This is a genomic window from Azospirillum sp. B510, from assembly GCF_000010725.1.
Classification (GTDB): Bacteria; Pseudomonadota; Alphaproteobacteria; order Azospirillales; family Azospirillaceae; genus Azospirillum; species Azospirillum lipoferum_B.
In genome coordinates this window covers 1,151,803-1,176,900 of the sequence record NC_013855.1, presented here as the reverse complement: position 1 = coordinate 1,176,900, position 25,098 = coordinate 1,151,803, and the positions used below count along the sequence as shown (strand labels likewise).

The window sequence follows — 25,098 nt, the reverse complement described above, 5'->3', positions numbered from 1 at the left end:
GCGGTCATGGCTCGGCCTCACCGGATGGAAGATGAGGTTATTATATTAATATATCAGAAGAAGCGCAAACTGGTTCGGGGGAGCGCGGGGGGTGCGGACAGTATGCCGCAGGGCGTGTGGCCCGGATGCGGACCGGCGCCGACAGGCGCGAAGCCTGTATGGAACGCGGCGGTCAGACCTTTTCCGACAGCGTGTGAGTGGTTCGGCGGACATGGTGCTGCCGTCGTCCAGCGGGTCGTTCTGTCCGAATTCCGATAATAAATTGCTATAATGCAGGGGTTTTTGTTTTTTTATGGCGGATCCTTTGCTACCCCCGCGCAATTGTTGAAGAGTCTGAAACATTCAATAAGTTATGCGACTGATTCTTGCTCGGGGCGGGCTATGGATATCCTTCTTGCTACCAATCATCTGCATGACTTTACCGGATCCGAAGTCATAATTCTTGAATTTGCTGAATATTTTCAGTCTCTCGGCCATCGCGTGCGGTTATTTGCCAATTGGGTCGGGCAGCCAATGCAGGGGGAGCTCGAACGTCGGCTGGGTGTCACGGTGGAAAACGAGCCGGCGCGAATCTTTCCGTTCGATTATGATCTCGCCTACATGCAGCATCAGGTTGCTGGTCTCTTCAATTATCGATTACATGGTGAGTCCAAGGAAAAGACATCCTTTGTGTTCGGCCGTCTCTCGCGTCGTTCGTTTCTTGAAAGCGGCGGGTGGCTGCACGATCGTCTTCTTGCCGACCGCATCCTCGCCAACTCTGTTCTGACGGCGGAGCATCTTCGGCTGACCGGGGGTCAGATTCCGGTGTCGACCTTCCATAACGCGGCTCCGGCGGCGTTCTTCCGCGATCGCCCCTCCGCCTCCGGCACGCTGAGGACGATCACGATCATCACCAACCACGCGGACCCCTCACTGATGGCCGCGGCTGGAATATTGTCTTCGCGTTTTCAGGTGCGCCATATCGGCAAGTCCGGATCGGAACAGCGGCTGGTGACGCCGGAGATGGTGCATGGCAGCGATCTGGTGATATCGATCGGCAAATCGGTCCAGTACGCGCTTGCCGCCCGAACGCCGGTCTTCGTCTACGACCATTTCGGCGGGCCCGGCTATCTCGACGGGTCGAACTTTCACAACGCGGCGTCCTTCAGCTTTTCCGGGCGCTGCTGTTCCCGCAAGCTGGATGCCGATGACCTCGCCGAAGAGATCGTACGCGACTATGCGAAGGGGATTGCGTTCGCCAACGCGGACAACGATGCGATGTTGCGAACCTTCTATCTGCCGGACCATCTCGACCGCTCGTTGACCCTGGAGCCCATGTCCAACCGGGAACGGCAGGGCCTGATGGGACGAAACCTGTTCCTGATTCAAGAGCGCATGATGGCGGAGTATGTGCGCAGCACCTACATCGAGAAAATCATGCTGCTCGATGCCATACGGTGTGGTGAGTGAGCCTTCGGGGTGAAGCGCCGTCCGCGTTCCTTTGTCGGGATTGACCAAAGCGCCGAGCGACATCGCCTTCGGCCACTCGATCGACCGCCAGTCTCATGGTGACGCGATCTATCAATTATCTGATGCGTAATATCAAGACAGAGACAATCTTCAGCTATATGAACAATCGGTTGCGCGCATCGGATGTCATGCGACACACTGATGGCATGATGCATGCAGTGGGATGTCGGCCTTTCCGGCATGCCGGTTGGTGTGTCCCTGCAAATCCCCGCTTTGCCGGCCTGTGAAGCGGGCCTGCGGACCGATTGAGATCCATTTGTCTGCTGGAGGGGCTTCTTTGCTGAACATCCCGCCCAATCCTTCGGCAACGGAGCCTTTTCCGTCGCAAGCCCGGCAGCAGGATCATGCCCGATCCCGGGTGACGACGGTCCGCTCGTCCGACGCCGGCGAACATGCGGGCAAGGCGCGCGGGTGGACGATGGAGTTCGCGCAGCTGTCCGCCGGCCGTTTCGACGGCAGGCTGGTCGATGTCCAGCTCGATCGCCTGCAAATCCTGCGCGATGTCGCCAATGCGGCGCTCGCCAAGCGGGGGCGGGTCTGGGATGGCGCCGTGCTGTTCAATCTGCCGATGAATGCCGAGGGCGATGGCCGCTTCGCCGGACGGCCGCTGACCTTTCCCGCCTGCCTGGTGTCCGATGGCCGCGAGTTGCCGGAGCTGTGCACCCCACGCTCCCTCGATCTCGCCTGTATCGCGGCGGATCGGCAATGGCTGCTGGAAATGGCTGAAACCCAGGGGCGCGACTTGGCGTTCCGCCGGCTGCGCACCCTGCGGCCGAGGCTGTACGACTGCACCCCGGAGATGATGAGACTGAAGGACGCCATCGCCAACATCTTCGAAAATTTGCCGTTCCTCTCCCGCGCCATGGATCAGGACGGCAGCCGGAGCGCGCTGGAAAGCGAGATCGCCGACCTGCTGCTCGACGCCCTGGTGGCGGACGAGGGGGAACCGCTCCACGCCACCCCGCCACAGAAGAAGGTGGCGGACAAGGCCCGCAGTTTCGTGCTCGACCATGCCGAAGGGCAGCCGACGGTCGACGACATCTGCCGGCATGTCGGCGTCAGCCGTCGCAAGCTTCAGAACTGTTTCCAGGACAGCTTCGGCTTCAGCCCGACCCAGTTCCTGCGCATCACGCGCCTGAACGGGGTGCGGCGGGATTTGCGCGCCGCGCGGGAAACGGCCGCCGCCGGGCCGGTGTCGATCGGCGACATCGCCGCGCGCTGGGGCTTCTGGCACTGGAGCCGGTTTTCCAGCGAGTATCGCGCCCTGTTCGGGGAACTGCCGTCGGAAACGCTTCGCCGCCCGCGCGCCTGAGCCCGGGCGGCGAAGCCGCTTTCACAAACCTTGGAGCGCGTTGATCGGCGGCACCCGGTCGCGCCAGGGCTGGGCATCCTCCAATTGTCCGGCCAACGCGAACAGCAGGGATTCCTCGCCGAAGGGGGCGGCGAACTGCGTGCCGATCGGCAGGCCGGCGTCGTTCCAGTGCAGCGGGACCGACATCGCCGGCTGTCCGGTCGCGTTGAACAGCGGGGTGATCGGCGAGAAGCTGTGGAACAGGTCGATCAGCTCGGGCAGCGTCTGCGTGTCCTCCATGTCGAGCGCGCCGATGGTGACCGGCGGCTTGGCAAGGGTTGGCGTCAACAGCACGTCGAACCTGCCGAACAGCCCGGCCATCCGCCGTCCCAGCGCATGGATCGAATCCACCGCGGCGGCATAGGCCGCACCGCTGACCCCGCCTTTGGCGCGCAGCAGGACGCGGGTGCGCGGTTCCAGCACGCTCTCGTCCGCCGGGCGGCCGGTCATGGCGCCGACCACCTCCAGCAGATGGCGGGTCTGGGCGCCGATGATGGTGAAGATGGCGTCGTAGAAGTCGGCGGCGCTGACCGGCAGTTCGGTCTCCTCCACCCGGTGCCCCAGGCTTTCGCACAGGCGGACGCTGTGGTCGACGGCGGCGAGGCAGTCGGGATGGGTCGGCCAGGGGGCGAGCGACCGCACCAGACCGATGCGCAGCGGCTTCGGCGGCCGCGTCACCGCGTCGAGGAAGCGGCCGTCCGGCGTCGGCGCGGCATAGGGATCGCCGGCGCTGTAGCCGGCGGTGGCGTCCAGCAACGCCGCGCTGTCGCGTACCGACAGGGTGATGGCGTGGGTGACGCCCATGCCGGCCCAGCCCTCGCCGATCATCGGCCCGAGCGGAACCCGCCCGCGCGTCGGCTTCAGACCGAAGACACCGCAGCAGGAGGCGGGGACCCGCAGCGACCCGCCGCCGTCATTGCCATAGGCGAAGGGCACCACCCGCGCCGCCACCAGGGCCGAGGCGCCGCCGCTCGACCCGCCGGGTGTGTGGTCGGGCGACCAGGGGTTCCGCGTGGCCCCGAACAGCTGGGATTCGGTGGCGAAGGAGGTGCCGAACTCCGGCGAGGTGGTGGTGCCGGCGATGACGATGCCGGCTTGGCGCAATCTTTGGACGAAATCCGCGTCGACCGGCGCCCGCACGGGCTCGAACAGGCGCGAGCCGTTGGTCATGCGCGCCCCGGCCACCGGCATGAACAGATCCTTGATGAAGGTCGGCACCCCGGCGAAGGGGCCGTCGCCGGACGTCCGCCGGCTGGCGGTTTCGCGCGCCGTTTCGAACAGCGGTTCGACGACGGCGTTCAGTGTCGGGTTGACCCGCTCCAGCCGCGCGATGGCATCATCCAGCGCCTCCAGCGGGGTGACCTCCCCGGCTTGGATCCGCTCCGCCAGATCGAGGCCGTCGCGCCACGAGTCGTGCCATGGGGCAATGGATGTCGTTTGTCGCATGGGATGAACTCCAGGAAACGATGGGAAAAGTGAAGAGACCGAATTGATGGGGTCAGGCCGGTCCGGCCTCGCCGGCCGGCACGCCGCGGCGAAGGCCGACGACGAACCAGACCGCGGCCACCGCCAGAAGGGCGAGGCTGAAGATGCTGATCGCCGCCGGAACGCCCTGAGCCGGCCCGGCGATCGCCGCGATCACCAGCGGGCTGCCGAACTGGCCGAGATAGAGGCAGGAGGTGAATCCGCCGACTCCGCGGGCACGGGCGACCTCCGGCAGATGTTCCAGCAGCGGGGCGAGCGCGTTGGGCACCAGCAGGCCGACGCCGGTGCCGCCGATGACCACGGCGACCAGAACCAGCTCATAGCTTTGGCCATGGACCAGAATCCACAGCCCGACCGCCATCAGCGCCAGCAGCAGGGCGTTGACCATCCGGGTTCCGATCAGCCGGCGCAGCGGCGGCCACAGGATGGACCCCAGCAGCGAGGCGAGGAGCCCAAGCCCAGCGGCCAGACCGATCAGCGTCGAGGAGGTGATGCCGAGGGCGACGACGATGCCGGGGGTCTGCACCGGCACGACATTGGCGCCGAGCATGCCGACGAACACCAGCGTGCAGGCCACGACCATCATCCGCCGGCTTTCGCGGTCGAACGCCATTTTCGGACGGTGCGAGCGTGACGCGCGCACCGGCTCCCACAGCACCAGCGCCATCGCCGGCAGCAGCAGAAGCGGCAGCAGATAGAGCAGGAAGGGAGCCCGCCACGAGCTTTCACCGGCCGCACCGCCGATGACGAAGAACAGCGATCCGACCACGCCGATGGTCACCACCTGCCGGCCGATGTAGCGGGACCGTTCCGTCCCGCTCCAGTAATCGCCGACCAGCGTGGTGCAGCAGGTCATCACCATCGCCTCGGCGCAGCCGAAGACCAGACGGGACAGCAGGATCAGCGACAGGTCGTCCAACTGGCTGGGCAGCGCGCCGAACAGGGCGTAGAGCAGCGTGCCCAGCATCAGCATCGATTTGCGCCCGACATGGTCGGCCAGCCAGCCGGCGACCGGCGCGAACAGGGCGATGGCCAGCGCCGGCCCGGCGACCACCAGCGGCACCAGCGCGTCGGCCTGCGGCGTGACCGGTCCGAATTCGGCACCGATCTTGGGCAGAACCGGGGCGACCATCACCGCGCCGACGATGGTCAGGCTGCTGCCCAGCAGGATCACCGCCCCTTGCCGCGCCGTGGCGCGGCGGGGTTGCTGGGGCAGGGGAGTGGAGTGGGACGATTCGGTCATTGTTTCAGCGCCCCTCAGAACGAGTAGCCGATGCGCAGCGCGGTGGCATAGCCCTGCGCCCGGTTCCGCGCCCCGAATTCCTTGTAGGCGTGGAGGGCGATCAGCGGCATGCCGGGTTCGAAATAATTGACCGCCGGTCCCAGTCCGAAGACGCGGGCCCGCCGGCCGTCGCCCGACCCCGGCCCGTGATCGTCGCTGACCTGTTGGTACCAATAGCCGCCGAGACCGGCCACCACCGGGCCGAAATGCTGGCCGGCGGCGAATTCATGCTTGAACTCCATGCCGCTGCGATAGTCGGTCTTGTGGTTGGTGGTGTTGATGTCGAGTTCGAAATTGGACGAGACCTCGAACCCGCTGTCGGTGATGTAGGTGGCGGCGACCACCGGGGCGAAGGACCAATGGTTCGATCCCGGATTGAACAGCCGTTTCACGTCATAGGAACCGGTCGGCGCCTGGACCTGGGCGTAGGCGTTGACGAACAGCGATTTCGCCTTCCATTGCAGCATCAGCGGGTAGACCTGGATATCGCCCAGCTTGAAGGTCTGGCTCTTCAGCGTCAGCGGCCCGCCCGGCGTCGGCACGGTCAGGTGGCCGCCCATGTCGAGGAAGGGCAGGACGCCGCCGAAGCCGACATTGGCGCCCAGCAGTTCCAGGTCGGTCATCTTGACGTAGGCGCCGGCGATCGACAGCACATGCATGCCGAAATCCGACGTCCTGGTGTTGCCGGCGCCATCCTTGACGGAGCTGGCGGAATAGAAGTTGGTGCGCAGGCCAACCGTGCCGTAGGGCGTCGGTGGCGGCAGGATGCCGGCCCCGAATTCGAACACGCCGAACGGGGTGGTCGGCCCGCCATTCTCGGTGGCGAGCGCCGGAGAGGCGGCCAGGCCGGCCAGGATGGTCGCGGCGGCGGCAATGGGTCTCCAAACCCGGTCCATCGACTGGGAGATGATCATGATGCTTCCCTGTATTTTTTGGATTGCTTTGTAGGGAAAGCGTAACCATCCGCCCCACGGCGCGGTTATCCGGATTCGGCACAAATCAGCGTGCCGGCCACACCATCGGCGTGATCGGGCAAGCTGTTGATATTGAATATGAAAACAGCGAAAAGCCGCCCCGGGGCGGGACGGCTTTTCGGCAGGTGGGGCGGTTTCCGCCCCCCTTGTGGATGTCGGTATCGAGGTGGCGGCGGACCGCCTGTCCGTCGCCTCTCCGCCGTCCGGTCAATCGAAGACGCGGCCGAGATTCTCGTACAGATCGGGCTTGCACAGCCGGATCACCCGGGCCAGCACCAGCCCGCCCAAGCCGAAGGCCAGCACGATGACGGGGAAGGACTGGACGATGTGGCTGTCGCTGCCGGTCAGCAGTTCCAGATTCTCCGTCACCAGGAAGAAGGCGCCGATCAGGCCGACCAGGGCGAGGATTGGCATGATGAACGTGGTGACCAGGCTGTGCTCGCCCCGATGGTTGCGTCGGAAATAGGCGACGATCGCCATCGACACCAGGATTTGCACCGCCAGGATCCCCAGCACCGCCAGGGCCGACATCCAGGAGAACACCACGGCGAAACCGTCGGCGCCGCCCAGGACGAAGGCCGCCATGATGGCGCCGGCGGACAAGGTCTGGAGGTTGCCGGCGACGTTCGGCGAGCCGTGGACCGGATGGATCGATGCCAGCTTGTGCCACGCCACGCCCTCACGGCCGAGGGCGAAGAAGTAGCGGTTCAGCGTGTTGTGGAAGGACAGCACGCAGGCGAAGAAGGACAGCACCAGCAGGCCGTTCATCAGGGCGACCGACCAACCGCCGAGCACCTTCTCGGCGGCGACGAAGAAAAGGGCCTCCTTGTTGTTCATCGCCTCCTGCTGGATTTGCGCGGCGCCGTAATATTGCGCGATGGCCCAGGTGGAGAAGGCGTAGAACACGGTGATCAGCAGCACCGCGAGATAGGTGGCGCGCGGGATGGTGACGGCCGGATTGCGGGCCTCCTCCCCGAAGATCGCCGTCGATTCGAAGCCGATGAAGGAACCGACGACGAAGACCAGCGCGATGCCCAGACCCGGACCGAACACCACCGAGGGGGCGAAATTGTGCAGGCTCAGCCCGTCCGGCCCGCCGCCCTGGATCACGATGCCGACATCCAGCATCGCCAGGATGACGAATTCCAGGATCATCGCGACGCCGAGAATCTTGCCGGAGAAGGAGATGTTGCGCTGGCCGCACAGATGCACCAGGAACAGCATCACGAAGGACCAGACGAACCAGGGCAGGCTGACGCCGAAACCCTCCATCGTTCCGGCAATGAACACGCCGGCCAGGGCATAGACGGCGATCTGCACCGAACTGTAGGTCAGCAGCGAGATCAGCGCGCCGCCGACGGCGAGATGCCGGCCGAGCCCCTGGGCGATGTAGACATAGAAGGCCCCGGTTCCGCCGACATGATGGCTCATTGCGGTGAAGCCGGCGGAGAAGATGATGTAGAGCAGCCCGGCCAGCACGAAGGCGCCCGGCACGCCGGCGCCGTTGCCGAAGGCGAAGGCGGCGGGGGAGGCGCCGACCACCGCGGTCAGCGGGGCCGCCGCGGCGACGACGAAGAAAACGATATGGGCGAGGCCGATGGAATTGCGCGACAGGCGCTCTCCATTCGGCGCGTGCGCCGTTGCGTCGAGGGACATGAGATTGACTCCCTGCGTAGGTTTTTTTGTATGTCTGAACTATGACGGTATTTTGCCGCACACCCATTGTATTTGGCGCCATAATTCCGATAAAATGCGCCAAACACTTTCCTTGGTGGACCGACCCATGGCCTCCTCCAATACTCTACCACCAAAGCGGAGAGCCGCCCTGATCCGGGCGTCTGCACTTGCGCCGCTCTTCAGCCACCTGTCCCGTTACAAGGTGGATCTAGCTGGTTTTTTAAGCAGGCATGGCCTGAATCAAGGCACCGTGACCAATCCCTATTCAATGCTGCCGCTGGCGCAATATGTCAGGTTGTTCGAGCGGGCGGCCGCCGAATTGAACGAGCCGAACCTGGGCATCCTGCTGGGGCAGAAGATCAGGCCGGCGGATATCGGTCCAATGGGGGTGCTGTTCTCGTTATCTCCCACTGTGAGGGTCGGATTCGAACGGCTGTCGAGCTATGTGAAGGCCCTGCAGGGCGGAACCCAGTCGACCCTGTTCGAGGTGGGGGAGGATCTGGTCTGGAGCTACCGCATCGCCGATGCCGAACTTTGGCCGCGCCGCCAGGACGCCGAATACACGCTGGTGGCCAATTGCCAGCTCGTCCGCTCCTGCTTCGCGTCGGACTGGCGGCCGGTCGAGGTGCATTTCGAACATGCCGAAGATGGCGACACCGCCCTTCTTCAGCGGATCTTCCGCGCGCCGGTGCTGTACCGGCAATCGGGAAACCGCTTCGTCATGCGGCGCGAGGACGCCTCCCAGGTTCATCGTACCGAGGATCGCGGGCTGATCACCATCCTCGAACACCACATCGCCGACCTGATCGGGCAGGACAACGACGAGGATTCGATCACCGATCAGGTGCGCGCGCTGATCGGTCTTTACATCGGACAGAAGGCGATCACGCTGGAAACGCTTGCCCGTGATCTGCGGATGTCGCCGCGCAGTCTCCAGCGCCGGCTTGGCGAGGAGAACACCAGCCTGCGCGAGTTGCTGACCCAGCACCGCCGGGAGATGGCGCGCGTCTATCTGACCCAGAAGGGCGCGCGCGTCTCCGAGGTGGCGAGCGCGCTGGGATATTCCGATGAAACCGTGTTCTGGCGCGCCTTCCGCGGCTGGACCGGAATGGAGCCGAGCGCGTTCCGCCGTCTGGCGCTCGCGACCGGATCGATGCCGGACGATGTTGCCGCCGAGGCCGATACGGAGACCGGTTCCCAGGCCGGAGTCCGGGGCGATGACCCCTCTCATCCGCCGGACTGAGCGGCGTGCGTGCCGCCATCCAGCGAGCGCATGAACTCCTCGGTGTGGCCGCCCAGCGCATCGACCTTGGTCTTGACGTCGGTCACGTCGCGCACCAGTCCGGTGACGGCGTCACGGGTGGAGCCGGTCAACGCCTCGCAGGCGCCGATGCGGTCGGCGGCGCTGGCGGTCTGGCCGGCGACATGCTGGATGCCGCGTGAAATCTCCTCGGTCGCCGCCCGCTGCTGTTCGATGGCGGCGGCGATGGCGGCCATCACCTGTCCGACCGTTCCGATCGCCGCCGCCAGATTGCCGGTCGAGTCCGCCGCCTCGCGCGCCACCGTCTGGATGCGCGCGACCTCGCCGCCGATCTCCTCCGTCGCCTTGGCGGTCTGGCCGGCCAGCGCCTTGACCTCCGTCGCCACCACGGCGAAGCCACGGCCCGCCTCGCCGGCCCGCGCCGCCTCGATGGTGGCGTTCAGCGCCAGAAGATTGGTCTGGTTGGCGATGGAGCGGATGAGATCGACGATGCCGACGATCCGCTGGGCCGCGGCGTCGAGACGCTCGCCGATCAGCCGCGCCTGTTCCGCCTCGCCGTCCGAGCGATCCGTCACCTCCAGCCCCGATTGCAGCTGACGGCTGATCTCGCTGATCGAGGCGGAGAGTTCGATGGCCGCCGCCGCCACCCCGTCGGCGGCGGCATTCGCCGAGGACGCGGCGTCGAGGCCGTCACGCGCCAGCTTGCTGGCGTCCACCGCGAGCCCGGACAGCCGTCCGGCTTCGCGCTCCGCCGCCTGCGTCTTGTTGGACAGGTCGGTCTCGACCGTTCTGACGGTGTCGCTGAAGCGGCCCGAAAGCTTGTGCAGAAACTCCGCCAGGTTCCGCTGGCTGCGTTCCTCCGCCGCCCGTGCCGCGACCAGCGCGTCGATGTTCTGCCAGAAGCTGAGCATCACCGGATAGCCGGCGATCTCACAGGTCATCAGGGTGATGACGACGTGGAACAGCGTGCCGTCCCGGCGGCGGTGCTGCCATTCGAAGCGGTGGTGGCCGTTGCGCTGGGCCTGTTCGACGATGTCCAAACTGAGATCGGCCGACCGCCGGCCGTCCGGCTGGAATTCCGGATCGAAATCGTCGGGCGAGACGCCGACGATCTGTTCCTTGCTGTCATAGCCCAGCATCCGCAGGGCCGCGTCGTTGCAGTCGACGACGACATCCCGATACACCAGCATGAAGGCGTCGGGGGACGCCTCGAAAATGTGACGGAACAGATGTGGCCGGAAGCGCCGGCTTCCCGGCCTTCCCGCGATGATCGCATCCAGCATGTCTCTACTTCCCTTTTTAAAGATCAGGCATCGGAATTCAAAGAAATCAAAGGAAGTTAGAAACAATCCTACGCAAAAATCGGGCCACGGGTTTGGCGGGGTGGGATGAAGCCCCTTGGAATCCCCCTCCCCCCTTGGGGGAGAGGGAGTTCGCCTTGGTGGCGGGCGCGTCCCGCCCCCATGCGGTCAGCGGAAGGCGACGCAGACCGACTTGGTCTCCAGATAATTGTCGAGCGCGCCGCGGCCATGCTCGCGGCCGACGCCGGACTGCTTGAAACCGCCGAAGGGCATGTTCTGGTCGGGCAGATTGTGGGCATTCACCCACACCGTTCCCGCCTGAATTTTCGGCACATAGCGCATCATCTTGTTGATGTCGGTGGTCCAGATCGAGGCACCCAGACCGAAGCGGGTGTCGTTGGCCAGCCGGATCGCCTCGTCGGGATCATCGAACGGCGTCACGGTGACGACCGGGCCGAAGACCTCCTCCTGCATCAGCGCCATGTCCTGGCGAACATCGACGAACAGTTCCGGCGCCACATAGAAGCCGTCGGCGGGCGCGCTGCCCTTGATCACCGGCTTGGCGCCGTCCTCGATGCCGCGGGCGATGCAGGAGCGGACATGGGCCTGATGGCGGGCCGACACCAGCGGGTTGATCTGGTTGCGGGGATCGAGGCCGGAGCCGATCGACAGGCTGCGCGTCACCGCGGCGATGGTGTCGAGCACCCGGTCATAGACGCCCTTCTGCGCATAGATGCGGACACCGGCGCAGCAGGTCTGCCCGGTGTTGAAGAAGCTGCCGATGCCGGCGGCGACGCCGAGGAGATCGAGATCCATGTCGTCGAACATGACCATCGGCGCCTTGCCGCCGAGTTCCAGCGTCACCCGCTTCATGTCGCGCATCGCCTGGATGCCGATCAGCTTGCCGGTCTCGGTGGAGCCGGTGAAGCTGATCTTGGCGATGCCGGGATGGGCGACCAGCGGCGCGCCGGCCGCCTCGCCCAGGCCGGTCACGACATTGACGACACCTTCTGGAATGCCGGCCTCCAGGCAGAGCTGGGCCAGCCGGATCGAGGTCAGCGGCGTCTCCTCCGCCGGCTTCAGGACCACGGTGCAGCCGGCGGCAAGCGCCGGGGCGACCTTCCAGGCGGCCATGGTCAGCGGGAAGTTCCAAGGGGTGATCGCCGCCACCACGCCGACCGGCTCCTTGCGGGTGTAGGCCTGATAGCTCATGCCCGGCGGGATCGGGATCGACACATCCAGCGTCGCCCCTTCGATCTTGGTCGCCCAGCCCGCCATGTAGCGGAAATATTCGGCCGCCCCCTGCGCTTCCAGCAGCCGCGACATCATGATCGACTTGCCGTTGTTCAGCGTCTCCAGCTGGGCCAGCTCCTCGCCGTTCGCCTCGATCAGGTCGGCCAGCCGCAGGATCGCCGCCTGGCGCTGGGTCGGCAGCATGCGCGACCACGGCCCCTCGAACGCCGCCTGCGCCGCCTTGACGGCGGCATCGACATCCTCCGCCGAACCGGCCGGCACCTCGGCCAACGGCTTGCCGGTCGCCGGGTTGTAAACGCTGTAGGTGCGTCCGCTCTTCGCCGGTACGGAGGCGGCGCCGATCACCATCAGCGGTGCCTTGAGGAAGTCGGCCACCGCCGGTGCTTGCTGTTCGACGATGCTGTCGGGTTGTGCGATCTTCATGATGCCTTCCTGTTCAGGCCCGGCGGCGAGGCTGCGGGCCGGTCTTGTCGTTCGCGCCGCACGCTCGCGTCGGAGGGCGGCGCGGTTGTGGAGCCGGAATCACCGAATTGGGAATCACCGGGACTGGCGGACCAGGACGAAGTCGTAGTCGGCCAGCCAGCGCTCGGTCGGGCTGTCGACCGGCTTGAAATCGACGATCAGCGTTTCCTTGACCCCGAACACCGCGTCGGAGGTCAGATATTGGTCGCCGGCAACAAAGATGTGGGTGATCAGCCGCTCGAAGCCGGGCGCCGTGATCAGGAAATGCATGTGCGCCGGCCGCCAGGGATGACGGCCCAGCGCCGTCAGCATCTGTCCGACCGGCCCGTCATACGGGATCGGATAGGACACCGGCCGGATGCCGCGGAAGGCATAGCGGCCCTCCGCGTCGGTCCGGAACAGGCCGCGATTGTTGAAGGGCGGCTGAACATCCGGCTGCTGCACGTCGTAGAAGCCGTCGGCATTGTCGGACCAGACGTCGATCAGGGCGTTGGCCACCGGATTGCCGTCGGTGTCGAGGACGCGGCCGCGGAACAGGCAAAGCTCGCCCTTGCCGTCGAGGCTGATCGACTCCCCCGCCTGCCGTTCGGGCGCGCCATCGACATGGAACGGGCCGAAGACGGTGCTTTGCGTCGCCGGGGCCGGGGCGCGGTGGTTGATCGCGTCGACCAGCATCGAGACGCCCAGCGTGTCCGACAGCAGGATGAACTCCTGGCGGGTGCCGCTGCACAGCTGGCCGGTGCGGGTCAGGAAATCGATGGCCTGTTCCCATTCCCGTTCGGTCAGTTCGGCGTCCTTGATGAAGCCGTGCAAATGGGTGATCAGCGACGACATGATGCGCCGCAGACGGGGATCGGTCGCCGGGCCGATGCGGTCAATGACCGTTTCGGCGGAGCGGGAGTCGTCGAAATAGCCGGACATCGTCCCTCCTCAACAGGGCAGCGGTTCGGCACCGTCCCAGGCCCGCGCGATCAACTCGCGCAGGGCCGGACGTTCCAGCGGCCGCGGGTTCCAATAGGGGTTGGAGAGCGCCAGATCGACCGCGCGGTCGATCCCTTCCTCGGGCATGCCGAGCGTCTTCAAGCCGGCGGGCGCGCCGACGGCGCGGCCGATGGCGAACAGCGCCCGCGCCGGATCGGGGCCGAGCACGCCGGCCAGCTTCGCCATCACGCCCGGAATCGCCGGCGCGTTATAGGCCAGCGCGTGGGGCAGCACGATGGTGTGGGTTTCGGAATGGGGCAGGTCGAAGCTGCCGCCCAGCGTGTGGCACAGCTTGTGATGCAGGGCCATGCCGACCGAGCCCAGGCAAATGCCGCACAGCCAGGCGCCATAGAGCGCGCCGCTGCGCGCCTCCCGGTTCTTCGGATCGGCGGCGATGGCGGGAAGGGCGCGGGCCAGCGCGCCGACCGCCTCCAGTGCCAGCGCGTCGATCACCGGGTTGCTGTCGCGGGCGTAAAGCGCCTCGACCGCATGGGCGATGGCGTTGATGCCGCTGGTGCCCGACAGGCCGGCGGGAAGATCCATCGTTAGATCGACGTCGTAGATCACCACCTCCGGCAAGATGCGCGGCGAGGATTGCGTGCGCTTCTGCCCGCCGCTGGTCTCGCCCAGGATCGGCGTCATCTCCGACCCGGCATAGGTGGTGGGCAGCACGATCTGCGGCAGGTCGGTGCGCAGCGCGATCGCCTTGCCGAGCCCGGTGGTCGACCCGCCGCCGATGGCGACCAGCACGTCGGCCTTCAGACTGCGCGCGCGGTCGGTGGCGAAGTCGCTGATCTCCACCGGGGTGTGCATCGCCGCCCCCGGAAACACGCCGGCGGCGGACGGCCCCAGCAGCCCGGCCAGCCTTTCCGCCTCGGCATGCTGGGCCGGGGTGGACAGGATCAGCGCCCGCTTGGCGTTCAGGCGGGCGACCTCCTCGGGCAGGCGGTCGATGGTGCCGGAGCCGAAGATGACGCGGGCGGGATTGCCGACATAAGTGAAGCCACGATGGTCCATGGTCAGTGCTCCCCGGCGGGCGAAAGCGTGTAATCCACCTGATGGCGGTCGATGCGCAGCCCTTCCAGCGCGGTGCGGACGCGGGCATGTTCCGGATGGGTGGCGTAGCGGTCCAGCGCCTCGGCGTTTTCAAACTCCGTCACCAGCACCACGTCGCAGGCATAGGAAATCCGGCTTTCGTCGATGCCGATCTCCAGATGGGTCATGCCGGGAATGACGCCGCGCAGGGATTCGAAGCCGCGCTTCACCTTGTCCATGCTGGCCCGCTTTTCCTCGGCCGTCGCACCGGCGACACGCCACATCACGATATGGCGGACGGGGCGTCGGGCGGCTGCGTGATCGCTCATCGATTGCTCCTTGGGCGCGGCGCCCTGGGGACGTGCGCCCCGCGGCCTGTTCGGCCATATTTGCGTGGCACACAAACAAAATTATACACTGATCGTTTGAGGCTGCCACCGGATCGTTACGGGATAAATCACGTAACGTGAGAAAGAGCGTTGCGGATTTTGCAAGAATGAGTGACGATTCCCTTACATCCACGCCATCCTCACCTGTTTTGAGATGGAAGGATGTATGAATTTTCCCGTAATCCCTCGCAAACGGCGCAACAATGGATCGCTTCACCGAACTGGAGGTGTTCACCAAGATTGCCGAGGAGGCCAATCTCAGCCGGGCCGCCGATGCCCTGGGCATCTCGGTGTCCGGGGTCAGCCGGCATCTGGCCAGTCTGGAAAACCGCCTTGGCGTCCGTCTGGTGCAGCGCACCACCCGGCAACTGTATCTCACCCCGGAGGGCGAGAGCTTCGCCGCCAATGCCCGCGAGATCCTCTCCACCATGCGGGAGGCGGAGGCGAGCGTCAGCATGGTGGTGGCGCAGCCGCGCGGAACGCTGCGCATCGGCGCCTCGCTGTCCTTCGGCCTGCTGCACCTGATGCCCGTCATCCGCGAATTCCGCGCCCGCCATCCGCTGGTCCAGATCGACCTGAAGATCTCCAACCGCTATCAGGATCTGGTCGAAAGCGGCCTGGACATCGCGATCCGCACCCGCCGGGTCGAGATGGACAGCAGCGTCACCATCCGCAAACTGGCCGAGACCAGGAGGCTGATCGCGGCAAGCCCCGACTACCTGCGCGAACGCGGCATGCCGGCGGAGCCCAAGGATCTGTCGAAGCATGACCTGCTGCTTTACAGCCTGGCCGACGATCCCGACCATCTCAGCCTCGCCCGCAACGGCGAACTGGTGCGCATTCCCCTGACCGGCCAGATGATCTGCAATGACGGCCAGATCCTCCGGCAGGCGGCGCTCGACGGGTCGGGGATCATCATCCAGCCCGCCTATATCGTCCATGCCGACATCAAGGCGGGCCGGCTGGTGCGCGTTCTGCCCGACTGGGAGCTGCCGCGCCTGACGATGAATCTGGCCTTTCCGTCGCGCACCCATCTGCCGGCGCGGACCCGCCTGTTCATCAACGCCCTGGTCGAGCATTTCGCCCGCCACGATTTCGAGGCGGACTGGAATGCCCTGCCGGGCGCGCCCTGACCGTTACGGCTGCATCAGCACCGACTTGGACGGATAGTCCGAAGCCCAGGTGGCGGGCAGCGGGGCGACGAACACATTCTCGGTGCGGGTGCGGGTCAGCCGCCATTTGCCGTCCGGCTCCTTGCGGAAGCCGTTGTTCAGGCGGGAGGAGCGCAGCAGCGCCTTGCCGTCGGAGAACAGCCAGGGCTGCATGTGGACCCATTGCCCGTCCGCCGTGCGCCCATCCTCATGGACATGGATCTGTTCGGTGGTCAGGTAGTGGCAGTTCAGGATCAGGGCGGGATCGCGCCGGCTGCCCCAGAAATTCTGGAAATGCTTGCGCAGGCCGTCCTTGCCTTCGACCCGGCCGAACTGGTTGGTGTAATATTCGCCGACCCCTTCCCACACCGCGTCTTCGGTGTAGAGTTCCAGGATCAGCTCGATGCGCTCGTTGTCGTCGGCGACGCCATATTCCGGAATGGGGGTGTCGCACAGGAACATGTAGCGCGCTTCCAGGCGCCGGATTTCGGCTTCCGCCTCCAGCACTTCGATGCGCCGGACCAGCGCTGCGATATCGGTGGGGGTCGTCATCGCGTTCAGCCTCGCTATCGGGGGGTCGTGACGGATCGCCGGTGGGAACTGCTGCCGGCCGATCGGGATCGCCATCACGGTAGCGGTTGCGTCCTTTCGGTCAAGCGGTAATATTCACGTAATTTTGTTGCGCCAATCGGGAGTGACAAGGAAAAAGCGTTGCCATTCCGGGCTTTTCGCCCTGCCGCGCGGATTCCCATGCGTCGCAAATGAGTTTTTCGTTTCCTGCAAATATATTCCCGGAAAAATCATGTTATTGTCATATCTGTCCTCAAGATAGTGCGCCCATCGCACAATCTTTCAAAACCGCCCGCCTCTCGATGAAGTGCTGGCGGCCTTTTGGCGTTCAAATTTCATCAAGCCATTGATAGTCAAAAGTTTTTTCTCCGCCCTTCAGAATTTCAGTTGACCATCCGCCGTTTTACGGTAATTTTCACGTAACAGCCCGGCGCGGACAACCCGGAAGACCCAACCAGTCCGGCCCGCGGCCGGTGCCCGGTTGAAGATCGCCGGACGCAAAGATCGACGCCTCCAAACTCTCCGCGCCATCGCTGACCGGTTCCGCATGGCCGCACCGAAACCCCAGGCGAAGGACCCTTTCCATGAGTTCACGCAGCCCCTCCGCCGCGACGGCGCTCGACAGCCTGAAGGCGGAGATCCGGTCGCGCCGCGACGAGTTCCAGAAGCTCCGCCATATTCCCATCGAGATCGTGCGCCGGTTCCAGGGCGTCGGCGTCTACCGCGCCTTCGTGCCGACGCGCTTTGGCGGCGACGCCCGCTCCCCCGCCGAGTTCTGCCGGCTGGTCGAGGAGATCTCCACCGCCGACGCCTCGGCCGGCTGGGTGGCCAGCTTCGGGGTTTCGGCCACATATCTGGCGGCGCTGCCGGTCGAAACCTACGCCAAGATTTATGGCGCCGATCCCGACACCGTGTTCGCCGGCGGCATGTTCCCGCCCCAGCCGATCCGCAAGGTCGCCGGCGGGCTGGAGGTGTCCGGCCGCTGGCCCTGGTGCTCCGGCGTGATGGGGGCGTCGATCGTCGGCGCCGGCGTCAAGGTGGAGGGGGAGTCCAGCCCGCTGCCCCGCATCGTCGTCATGCCGCGCGCCAAGGTCACGGTGCATGAGACCTGGGACACCATCGGCCTGCGGGCCACCGGCAGCCACGAGGTGAGCGCCGACAAGGTCGTCGTGCCGGAGGAGTGGAGCTTCATCCGCGGCGGCAGGCCGTCGATGGACGACGCCATCTTCCGCTATCCCGCCATGGCTCTGGCCTCCCAGGTTCTCGCCGTGGTGGCGCTGGGCACCGCGCGGGCGGCGCTCGACTGGGTCAGCGAGGATGCGATCGGCCGCAACTCCATCACCGGCGCGCCCAGTCCGGCGGCGCGCGGCTATGTCCAGATGGGTGTGGCTCAGGCCGAAGGGCTGCTGCTCGGCGCGCGGGCGGCCTTCTACGACACCATCGAACAGGCCTGGGACCAGATGCTGACCAAGGGTGAGGTCGACCGGCCGACCCTGCTGCGCCTGCGCCAGGTCGCCTCCAAGGCGGCGCAGGATGGCGCCGAGGCGGCGCGCATCGCCTTCGTGCTGGGTGGATCGGATTCGATGAACAGCGGCCATCCGCTGGGCCGCTGCATGGTCGACGCCGCCTGCGTGGCGCAGCATGCCTTCATCGGTGCCGGCAGCTGGCAGATGGCCGGTGCCGCCCTGCTGGGCCAGCCCGCGGCACCCGGCTTCCCGTGACGACACCAGAACCGAACAACAGGCCAGAATCGACAAAGGGGTTGAGAGAATGAGCGAGAAAAAGCCGATCCGCACGCTGCTGTGCATTGCCGTCCAGCAGAACTTCTTCGATCTTCCCTTCGATCAGACCGGCCCGGTGTGGACGGCGACGAAGCAGTTCCTCGCCACCGTCTACAAGATGCCGGGCGTCACCGTTCTCGGCACGATGGATGACGACGAGACCATGGTGGGCACCTCGCCCACCGGTTACCCCTGGACCTGCTACCTGCTGGGCGATTTCCCCGACCGGGAGTCGGTGGTGGCCGCCTGCAACCTGTTCCGCACCATCGAGGTCGGCGATCAGGGTCATCGCCTGTGGCGCTACATGCGCATCGAGGCGCGTCTGGGCCGGCCGCTGCCGACGCCCGAACTCTGATCTCCCGGCCCGCCGAAAGGAAAAGCCATGTCTCTCGACCACAGCCAACCCCATCAGTGTCAGGCCCGACCGCAGGATCTTGTCGAGCATGACCGGGTCCAGACGCCGCTCTACGAGGATGCCGCCCTCTTCGACGAGGAGATGGAGAAGATCTTCGCCCACACCTGGGTGTTCGTCGCCCATGGGTCGGAAGTGCCGGAAAAGGGCTCCTTCATCCTGTCCTGGGTCGGTTTGCAGCCGGTCATCGTGGTGCGCGACCGCAAGGGCGACATCAATGTCCTGGTCAACCGCTGCCGCCACCGCGCCGCCACGGTGTGCGAGGTGAAGAAGGGCAAGACCTCCTCCTTCCAGTGTCCGTATCACGGCTGGGGCTACGGCCTCGACGGCTCGCTGCGTGGTGTTCCCTATCCCGAGCAGTATGGCGAGGATTTTGACAAGGCGGCGCTGTCGATGAAGCGCCTGCGCGTCGACTCCTACCAGAACATGATCTTCGCCACGCTGGACGAGAGCATCGAGCCGCTGGCTGAATTCCTCGGCCCGGCGAAGAAGTGGATCGACCTGTTCATGAAGCAGGGCGGCGGCTATCCGGTCAAGGTGCTGGGCGAACATCAGTTCACCGTGCCGATGAACTGGAAGATCCAGCTGGAGAACACCACCGACGCCTATCACTTCCCGGTGGTCCACAAGTCCTTCATCCAGAGCCTGGACAAGGAGGCGGAGGCCACTTTCAACTTCTTCGACAAGGCCGGCTTCGTCGAGGATTTGGGCAACGGCCATTCGGTCGCGGTCATGATCCCGGAACTGATCGATCTGGACGAGAATCTCGACGATCCGATCCCGGAACGCTTCGCCGAGCTGGCCCAGGCGCTGCGCGACGAGGGCTTCGAGGAACAGAAGGTGCGCAAGATCGTCCGCGCCACCGGCGGCGCCGGCTTCAACCTGAACCTGTTCCCCAACGTGTCGCTGTCGCTGGCCTTCTTCCGCGTGCTGCGGCCGGTCAGCGTCAAGGAGACCGCCATCCGCCATGTCTGCCTGGGCATGGATGGCGGGCCGGCCGCCGCCAACCGCATGCGCATGCGCTTGCAGGAGCATTTCCAGGGCCCGATGGGCTTCGGCACCCCCGATGACGCCGAGGTGTGGGAACGCGTCCAGCGCGGCACGCTCGGCGGCAAGGAGCTGCCGATCCTGGTGAATCGCGGCCTGGTCGACGAGGTGCCCGGTGTCGATGGCCCGCGCGGCCATCTCAGCGCCGAGACCGGCATGCGCGCCTCCTATCAGATGTGGAAGAGGATGATGGCCCAATGAGCGGGATCAAGACGATGGAGCGCCCCTCCGACCTCAACAGCATCGGTCTCCAGGAGCTGACGGCATTCGTCTGGCGGGAAGCCGATATCCTCGACCGCTGCGACTATGACGCCTGGCTGGCGCTGTGGACCGACGACGGCCATTACATCGTTCCGATCGGCCCCGGCGAGAATTACGAGGATCAGGTCAACGTCTGCTATGACGACGCCAAGATGCGCAAGATGCGCATCGAGCGTTTCCAGCAGGGCTTCTCGATCTCCTCGGCGCCGCCGGCCGACACCGTGCGCACCGTCTCGCGCTTCGTGCTGGACAGGGTGGATGGGGACGAGATCGTCCTGCGCTGCGCCGAGCATGTGGTGGAGAACAAGTTCGGCCGCCAGCGCCTCTATGCCGCCAACCTGACCTACACCCTGGTCCGGACCGACGGTGGGCTGAAGATCCGCGACAAGGTGGCGCGTCTGCTCAACTCTGAGGGGGAGCTGACGGCGTTCAGCTATCTGTTCTGATGGGCGCGCCGCTTCCTGAAACCATTCAGACGGCGGTGGTCACCGGCGGGGCGAGCGGCTTCGGCGCGCTCGCCGTCCGCGCCCTGCACCGCGCCGGCTTCCGCGTCGTCATCACCGATCTCGCCACCGATGCCGCCACCGAGGCGGCCGAGGCGCTGGCCCGCGAACTCGACCTGTCGGGCGAGACCGCGGTCAGCGGCACGCTCGACGTGTCGAAGCCGGAGGATTTCCAGCTGATCCTCGACCGCTGCGTCGAGCGCTGGGGATCGGTCGAGGTGCTCGTCAACAACGCCGCCCGCACCGCCGTCAAGCCGGTGCTGGAGATCGACGTCGACGAGTTCAACGCGGTGATGGCGACCAATGCCGGCGGCACCTTCGCCGGCTCGCAGATCTTCGGCCGGCATTTCAAGCAGCGCGGCTATGGCCGCATCATCAACATGGCGTCGCTGGCCGGCCAGAATGGCGGGACCGCCACCGGGGCGCATTACGCCGCCTCCAAGGGGGCGATCCTGACGCTGACCAAGATCTTCGCCCGCGATCTGGCCCCCTTCGGTGTCACCTGCAACGCCATCGCACCGGGTCCGATGGACACGCCGATGGTGCGGTCGGTGCTGACGCCGGACCGGTTGCCGGCGGCGCTGGCCGGGATCCCGGTCGGGCAACTCGGCGACCCCGCCTTCGTCGCCGATCTGGTCGCCCTGCTGGCCAAGCCGGATTCGGGTTTCGTCACCGGCGCCTGTTGGGACGTCAACGGGGGGATTTACATGCGATGAGCGGCGACACGCAAAGCCAGTCCCGCATCCTGACCGTCATCGAACGGATCGAGGAGCCGGGCGACATTCTCCGGGTCAAGCTGGCGGCGCCCGATGGCGCCGCCCTGCCGGCCTTCACCGCCGGGGCGCACATCGACATCCGTCTCGTCGACGGCGGTACCGATCTGTGGCGGCAATATTCGCTGTGCTCCGACCCGGCCGGCAGCGACCATTACGAGATCGGCGTGCTGCGCGATCCCAACAGCCGCGGCGGCTCGGTGGCGCTCCACCGTCTCGCCAAGCTCGGGGCCGCCTTCACCGTCGAGGGGCCGCGCAACCATTTTCCGCTGACGGAGGACGCCGGCCGTTCCATCCTGTTCGGCGGCGGCATCGGCATCACGCCGATGCTGGCGATGGCCCAGCGGCTGCACGCGCTGGGGCGGGACTTCACCCTGCATTACTGCACCCGCCGGGCCGACGCCACCGCCTTCCGCGCCCTGATCGCCGAAACCCCCTGGCGGGAGCGGGTGGTGTTCCATCACGACGACCAGCCGGCGGCGCAGCGCCTCGACCTCGGCCGCGACCTGCCGGCGCCGGATGGCGGAACCCACCTCTATGTCTGCGGCCCGCAGGGCTTCATGGACTGGGTGATCGACACCGCGAAGGCGGCGGGGCATGCGCCGGCCAACATCCACCGGGAATATTTCTCGGCCCAGGTCGACAGCTCCGGCGACAGCTTCGAGGTGACGGCGAGCCGGTCCGGCGTGACCGTCAGCGTCGGCGGCGACGACACCATCGCCAAGGCCCTGGCCCGCGCCGGCATCTCGATCCCGGTGAAGTGCGAGGAAGGGGTGTGCGGCACCTGCGTCACCGACGTGATCGACGGCACCCCCGACCACCGCGACCAGTTCCTGACCGACGAGGAGCGTGCGGAAGGAACCATGATCTGCGTCTGCTGCTCGCGCGCGAAATCCAAATCGCTCGTTCTGGACATCTGACCCGTTCTGGACATCTGAAAGGAAGCGCCACCATGTCCGCCACCGCCACCACTCCCCCGCTGCCGCCCGAGGCGCAGGCCTTCCGCAACGGCATGAGCCGCCTGGGTGCGGCCGTCAATCTGGTGACGACCGACGGCCCCGCCGGCCGCCACGGCCTGACGGTGTCCGCCGTCTGCTCCGTTACCGACACGCCCCCGACGCTGCTGGTCTGCATCAACGCCAACGCCTTCGCCCATGACGCCTTCCTTCAGAACGGCGTGCTGTGCGTGAATGTGCTGAACGCCGAGCATGAGGAACTGTCGCGCTCCTTCGCCCGCTGGACCGGCGAGGACCGCTTCGCCGGCGGCGCCTGGACCCAGGACGGGACCGGCGCCCCGGTGTTGTCCGGCGCCACCGCCTCCTTCGATTGCCGCATCGTCGACCACCAGCGCAAGGGCACCCACACGGTGCTGTTCTGCGAGGTCCAGGCCACGACCCTGTGCGACGGCCCCGGCGGCGGCCTGATCTGGTTCAACCGCGGCTTCCACGCGCTGCCGGCATCGGCGTGAGCGCTCAGACCTCGCCCAGCCGGTTGAACACCTTCTCCAGCAGGCCGTTGAGCGCCGCCATCTCCTCGGCGGAGATGCCGACGAAGGATGCGGCCAGGATGCCGTCGGCCTCGGCCATGGCCAGTTGGCGCATCCGGTCGCCGTGCGGGGTCAGGGTGACCTCCGTCGCCCGTCCGTCGGTCGGCCGCGCGCGCGTCGCCACCAGCCCGTCGGCGAGCATCCGCTGCACGATCTTGGTCGCGGTGTTCAGCTTCAGCACGCTGAATTCGGCGATCTCCGAGATGCTCTGATGCTCGTCCTCATACAGGCACATCAGCACGCGCCAGCGCGGCATATCCAGGTTCAATGGCTTCAGACGCTGTTCCAGCGCCTGCACATAGCGGCCATTGACCCGCGAGATCCAGTAGAAGGGCCAGTCGCGGCGCATGCGCTTGCGCGAGAACCCCTCCGGCTGCGGCAGGTCCGATGTCTGGGTTGAACTGGAGCCGCTCATGCCATGCCCTTCGTGGAAGAAAATCGTGAAACCAAATCGTGAGGCCCCGGTGGGATCGCTGACAATGTCGACCATATCCTCGCCGGAACCGGATGTCGATCTTGAATGAATAGCTGAAAATTGGAGTGTGCGCAAGATTTGAAAGAGAGAATCCTCCAATTTTTGATGTTTTGCTTTTGAGATCAGGCGCCATGGTCATGGAAATCATTCCGTGATCTGGGAGACTTCTGGATATTATTTCCTTATTTTCTGGAAAACTCCCGCTCATATCCTGAATTTTTTCTCCGGAGACCCCCAGCTCGCGGGGGAATGTCGTCAATCCGCCACGCCGTTACCGCCGTCCGGCGCCGGCGATGGGGCGGATCTTTCGTCTTGATCCGGCCGAATCGCCCATTCGATAGTGACGGCCTGGACCGCAGCCGCCGGACTGTCACGATGCCGAAGACCCATTCTTCCGCCGACGAGCCCAAAATCTGGGCCATGGTGACGCAGAGCCTGATCGATGCGCTGAAAAACAAGGGGCATGCGCCGGATACGCTGCTCGGCCGTTTCGGCCTGTCGGAGGCGACGCCGGCTGATCCCTACCGCGAGATCCCGCTGCGCAACTACGTGTCGGCGTTCGAAGCGGCGGCGACCCATGTCGCCGACAGCAATTTCGGGCTGTCCGCCGCGCGCAACCTCTCGCCGCTCACCCTTGGTCCGGTCGGGCTGCTGTTCACCAGCGCGCCCACGCTGGGCGCCGCACTGAAAGGCTTCATCGAGTATAATTGGCTGGTGCAGCAGGGAACCACCTGCGCCATGGCGCGGGACGGCGGCAGTTGCGTCTTCCGCTACCGGATCGAGGACCGGCGGATCTTTCCCCGCCGCCACGACGCGGAATTCTCGCTGGCGATGGTGGTGGAGATGATCCGCGCGCTGGCCGGCGGCGCGTGGCGGCCCCAGGAGGTCCATTTCGAGCACGCCGCCCCGGCCAACCTCCAGGCGCACAACGCCTTCTTCAAGGCACCGCTCTACTTCAACCAGCCGGCCAACGAGCTGATCTTCCCGGCCGCTGATCTGGCGATCGCCGGGAGCGGGGTCGATCACCGGGTCAGCGGGCTGGTCGAGCATTATCTGGGAATGCTCCGCCAGCGGTCGGTCCCGACCCGGTCGCTGGAGGACAAGGTCCGCCGCATGGCGTCCGACCATTTTCCCGGCGATGGCGGCTTTGGCGTGGCCTCGACGGCGCAGGCGCTCGGCGTGTCGCCCAGCACGCTGCAACGCTCGCTGCGCAAGTCGGGAGAGAGCTTCTCCGCCATCAAGCAGGACCGGAGGCGGGCGTTGACCGAGAATTATCTGGTCCAGTCCGACCTTTCGATCACCGAGATCACCCACATCCTGGGATATGCCGACGGCGCCTGCTTCACCCGCGCGTGCCGCCGCTGGTTCGGCATGACGCCGTCGATGTACCGCAAGCTTCACCGTAAGGACAATCCGGCGGCGGACGGCGAGCCGGCAAGCGGCGCCTGACGATCACGCAAGAAAATCCTCCTGTCTTCTGACTGACCAGGGCCCGATCCGGCCGGGATCGGCTAGGCTGGCTATAATAATGGCAGATTGCCTTCTGCGGCGGCACATGGGCGCTGGGGTATGCCGGGCGCGGAGTTCTGTGTCGGAAACGGCTTCCGCCGGCCGTTCA

23 protein-coding genes are annotated in these 25,098 nt (G+C 65.9%); 12 read left to right on the top strand and 11 right to left on the bottom strand.

Annotated features, from left to right (window positions below):
- The first annotated feature begins 381 nt into the window (after positions 1-381).
- Positions 382-1,449 (top strand): hypothetical protein, encoded by a 1,068-nt coding sequence (locus tag AZL_RS20140; RefSeq protein WP_042444333.1) that lies wholly within the window; start codon positions 382-384, stop codon positions 1,447-1,449.
- Between the two features lie 418 nt (positions 1,450-1,867).
- The gene (locus tag AZL_RS20135; RefSeq protein WP_042444332.1) at positions 1,868-2,821 is read left to right on the top strand and encodes a helix-turn-helix domain-containing protein; all 954 of its coding nucleotides are present in this window, start codon (positions 1,868-1,870) and stop codon (positions 2,819-2,821) included.
- Positions 2,822-2,842: 21 nt separating this feature from the next.
- Here AZL_RS20135 and AZL_RS20130 read toward each other — a convergent pair whose 3' ends face one another.
- The 4 genes from AZL_RS20130 to AZL_RS20115 form a co-directional block, all read right to left on the bottom strand.
- The gene (locus tag AZL_RS20130; protein ID WP_012976309.1) at positions 2,843-4,306 is read right to left on the bottom strand and encodes an amidase; all 1,464 of its coding nucleotides are present in this window, start codon (positions 4,304-4,306) and stop codon (positions 2,843-2,845) included.
- 52 nt (positions 4,307-4,358) lie between these two features.
- Positions 4,359-5,588 (bottom strand): MFS transporter, encoded by a 1,230-nt coding sequence (locus AZL_RS20125; RefSeq protein WP_012976308.1) that lies wholly within the window; start codon positions 5,586-5,588, stop codon positions 4,359-4,361.
- Between the two features lie 14 nt (positions 5,589-5,602).
- Positions 5,603-6,541, bottom strand: coding sequence for a SphA family protein (locus tag AZL_RS20120; protein ID WP_012976307.1), 939 nt, complete (start codon positions 6,539-6,541; stop codon positions 5,603-5,605).
- A gap of 267 nt (positions 6,542-6,808) precedes the next feature.
- Positions 6,809-8,257, bottom strand: coding sequence for an APC family permease (locus AZL_RS20115; protein ID WP_012976306.1), 1,449 nt, complete (start codon positions 8,255-8,257; stop codon positions 6,809-6,811).
- Positions 8,258-8,384: 127 nt separating this feature from the next.
- Between AZL_RS20115 and AZL_RS20110 the strand changes: the two genes are divergently transcribed.
- Positions 8,385-9,521, top strand: coding sequence for an AraC family transcriptional regulator (locus tag AZL_RS20110; RefSeq protein WP_012976305.1), 1,137 nt, complete (start codon positions 8,385-8,387; stop codon positions 9,519-9,521).
- On the opposite strand, the gene AZL_RS37535 is transcribed toward AZL_RS20110, so the two are convergent.
- The 5 genes from AZL_RS37535 to AZL_RS20085 form a co-directional block, all read right to left on the bottom strand.
- Positions 9,506-10,822 carry a methyl-accepting chemotaxis protein gene (locus AZL_RS37535; RefSeq protein WP_012976304.1) on the bottom strand — a complete coding sequence of 439 codons (1,317 nt, stop codon included), beginning with the start codon at positions 10,820-10,822 and terminating at the stop codon, positions 9,506-9,508. The genes AZL_RS20110 and AZL_RS37535 overlap by 16 nt on opposite strands.
- A 186-nt stretch (positions 10,823-11,008) precedes the next feature.
- Complete coding sequence (locus tag AZL_RS20100) at positions 11,009-12,517, bottom strand: aldehyde dehydrogenase family protein (protein WP_012976303.1); 1,509 nt, start codon at positions 12,515-12,517, stop codon at positions 11,009-11,011.
- Between the two features lie 114 nt (positions 12,518-12,631).
- Positions 12,632-13,477 carry an intradiol ring-cleavage dioxygenase gene (locus AZL_RS20095; RefSeq protein ID WP_012976302.1) on the bottom strand — a complete coding sequence of 282 codons (846 nt, stop codon included), beginning with the start codon at positions 13,475-13,477 and terminating at the stop codon, positions 12,632-12,634.
- A 9-nt stretch (positions 13,478-13,486) separates the two neighbouring features.
- Positions 13,487-14,554, bottom strand: a complete 1,068-nt coding sequence (locus AZL_RS20090) for a maleylacetate reductase (RefSeq protein WP_012976301.1) — start codon at positions 14,552-14,554, stop codon at positions 13,487-13,489.
- 2 nt (positions 14,555-14,556) lie between these two features.
- Positions 14,557-14,901, bottom strand: coding sequence for a Dabb family protein (locus AZL_RS20085; protein ID WP_012976300.1), 345 nt, complete (start codon positions 14,899-14,901; stop codon positions 14,557-14,559).
- Positions 14,902-15,164: 263 nt separating this feature from the next.
- Between AZL_RS20085 and AZL_RS20080 the strand changes: the two genes are divergently transcribed.
- The gene (locus tag AZL_RS20080; protein ID WP_012976299.1) at positions 15,165-16,094 is read left to right on the top strand and encodes a LysR family transcriptional regulator; all 930 of its coding nucleotides are present in this window, start codon (positions 15,165-15,167) and stop codon (positions 16,092-16,094) included.
- A gap of 3 nt (positions 16,095-16,097) precedes the next feature.
- On the opposite strand, the gene AZL_RS20075 is transcribed toward AZL_RS20080, so the two are convergent.
- The gene (locus AZL_RS20075) at positions 16,098-16,664 is read right to left on the bottom strand and encodes a nuclear transport factor 2 family protein (protein WP_012976298.1); all 567 of its coding nucleotides are present in this window, start codon (positions 16,662-16,664) and stop codon (positions 16,098-16,100) included.
- A gap of 602 nt (positions 16,665-17,266) precedes the next feature.
- On the opposite strand from AZL_RS20075, the gene AZL_RS20070 reads away from it, so the two are divergent.
- The 7 genes from AZL_RS20070 to AZL_RS20040 are packed head-to-tail and all read left to right on the top strand — an operon-like array spanning position 17,267 to position 22,927.
- Complete coding sequence (locus AZL_RS20070) at positions 17,267-18,403, top strand: acyl-CoA dehydrogenase family protein (RefSeq protein ID WP_012976297.1); 1,137 nt, start codon at positions 17,267-17,269, stop codon at positions 18,401-18,403.
- A 49-nt stretch (positions 18,404-18,452) separates the two neighbouring features.
- A complete protein-coding gene (locus AZL_RS20065; protein ID WP_012976296.1) occupies positions 18,453-18,818 on the top strand; it encodes a hypothetical protein in 366 nt (121 codons plus the stop codon).
- Positions 18,819-18,845: 27 nt separating this feature from the next.
- Positions 18,846-20,123: an aromatic ring-hydroxylating oxygenase subunit alpha gene (locus AZL_RS20060; protein ID WP_012976295.1), complete on the top strand. Its 1,278-nt coding sequence runs from the start codon at positions 18,846-18,848 to the stop codon at positions 20,121-20,123.
- Positions 20,120-20,629: an aromatic-ring-hydroxylating dioxygenase subunit beta gene (locus AZL_RS20055; RefSeq protein WP_012976294.1), complete on the top strand. Its 510-nt coding sequence runs from the start codon at positions 20,120-20,122 to the stop codon at positions 20,627-20,629. The genes AZL_RS20060 and AZL_RS20055 overlap by 4 nt, the downstream gene beginning before the upstream one ends.
- Positions 20,629-21,402, top strand: coding sequence for an SDR family NAD(P)-dependent oxidoreductase (locus AZL_RS20050; RefSeq protein ID WP_012976293.1), 774 nt, complete (start codon positions 20,629-20,631; stop codon positions 21,400-21,402). Before AZL_RS20055 ends, AZL_RS20050 begins: the two co-directional genes overlap by 1 nt.
- Positions 21,399-22,379, top strand: coding sequence for a PDR/VanB family oxidoreductase (locus AZL_RS20045; RefSeq protein ID WP_012976292.1), 981 nt, complete (start codon positions 21,399-21,401; stop codon positions 22,377-22,379). The genes AZL_RS20050 and AZL_RS20045 overlap by 4 nt, the downstream gene beginning before the upstream one ends.
- Positions 22,380-22,411: 32 nt before the next feature.
- Complete coding sequence (locus tag AZL_RS20040; RefSeq protein WP_012976291.1) at positions 22,412-22,927, top strand: flavin reductase; 516 nt, start codon at positions 22,412-22,414, stop codon at positions 22,925-22,927.
- 4 nt (positions 22,928-22,931) lie between these two features.
- Here the strand turns inward: AZL_RS20040 and AZL_RS20035 are convergent, their stop codons facing one another.
- On the bottom strand, positions 22,932-23,420 hold the full coding sequence (locus tag AZL_RS20035) for a MarR family winged helix-turn-helix transcriptional regulator (RefSeq protein WP_247894370.1): 489 nt from the start codon (positions 23,418-23,420) through the stop codon (positions 22,932-22,934).
- 435 nt (positions 23,421-23,855) lie between these two features.
- Between AZL_RS20035 and AZL_RS20030 the strand changes: the two genes are divergently transcribed.
- A complete protein-coding gene (locus AZL_RS20030) occupies positions 23,856-24,929 on the top strand; it encodes an AraC-like transcriptional regulator QhpR (RefSeq protein ID WP_247894369.1) in 1,074 nt (357 codons plus the stop codon).
- Positions 24,930-25,098: the final 169 nt, after the last annotated feature.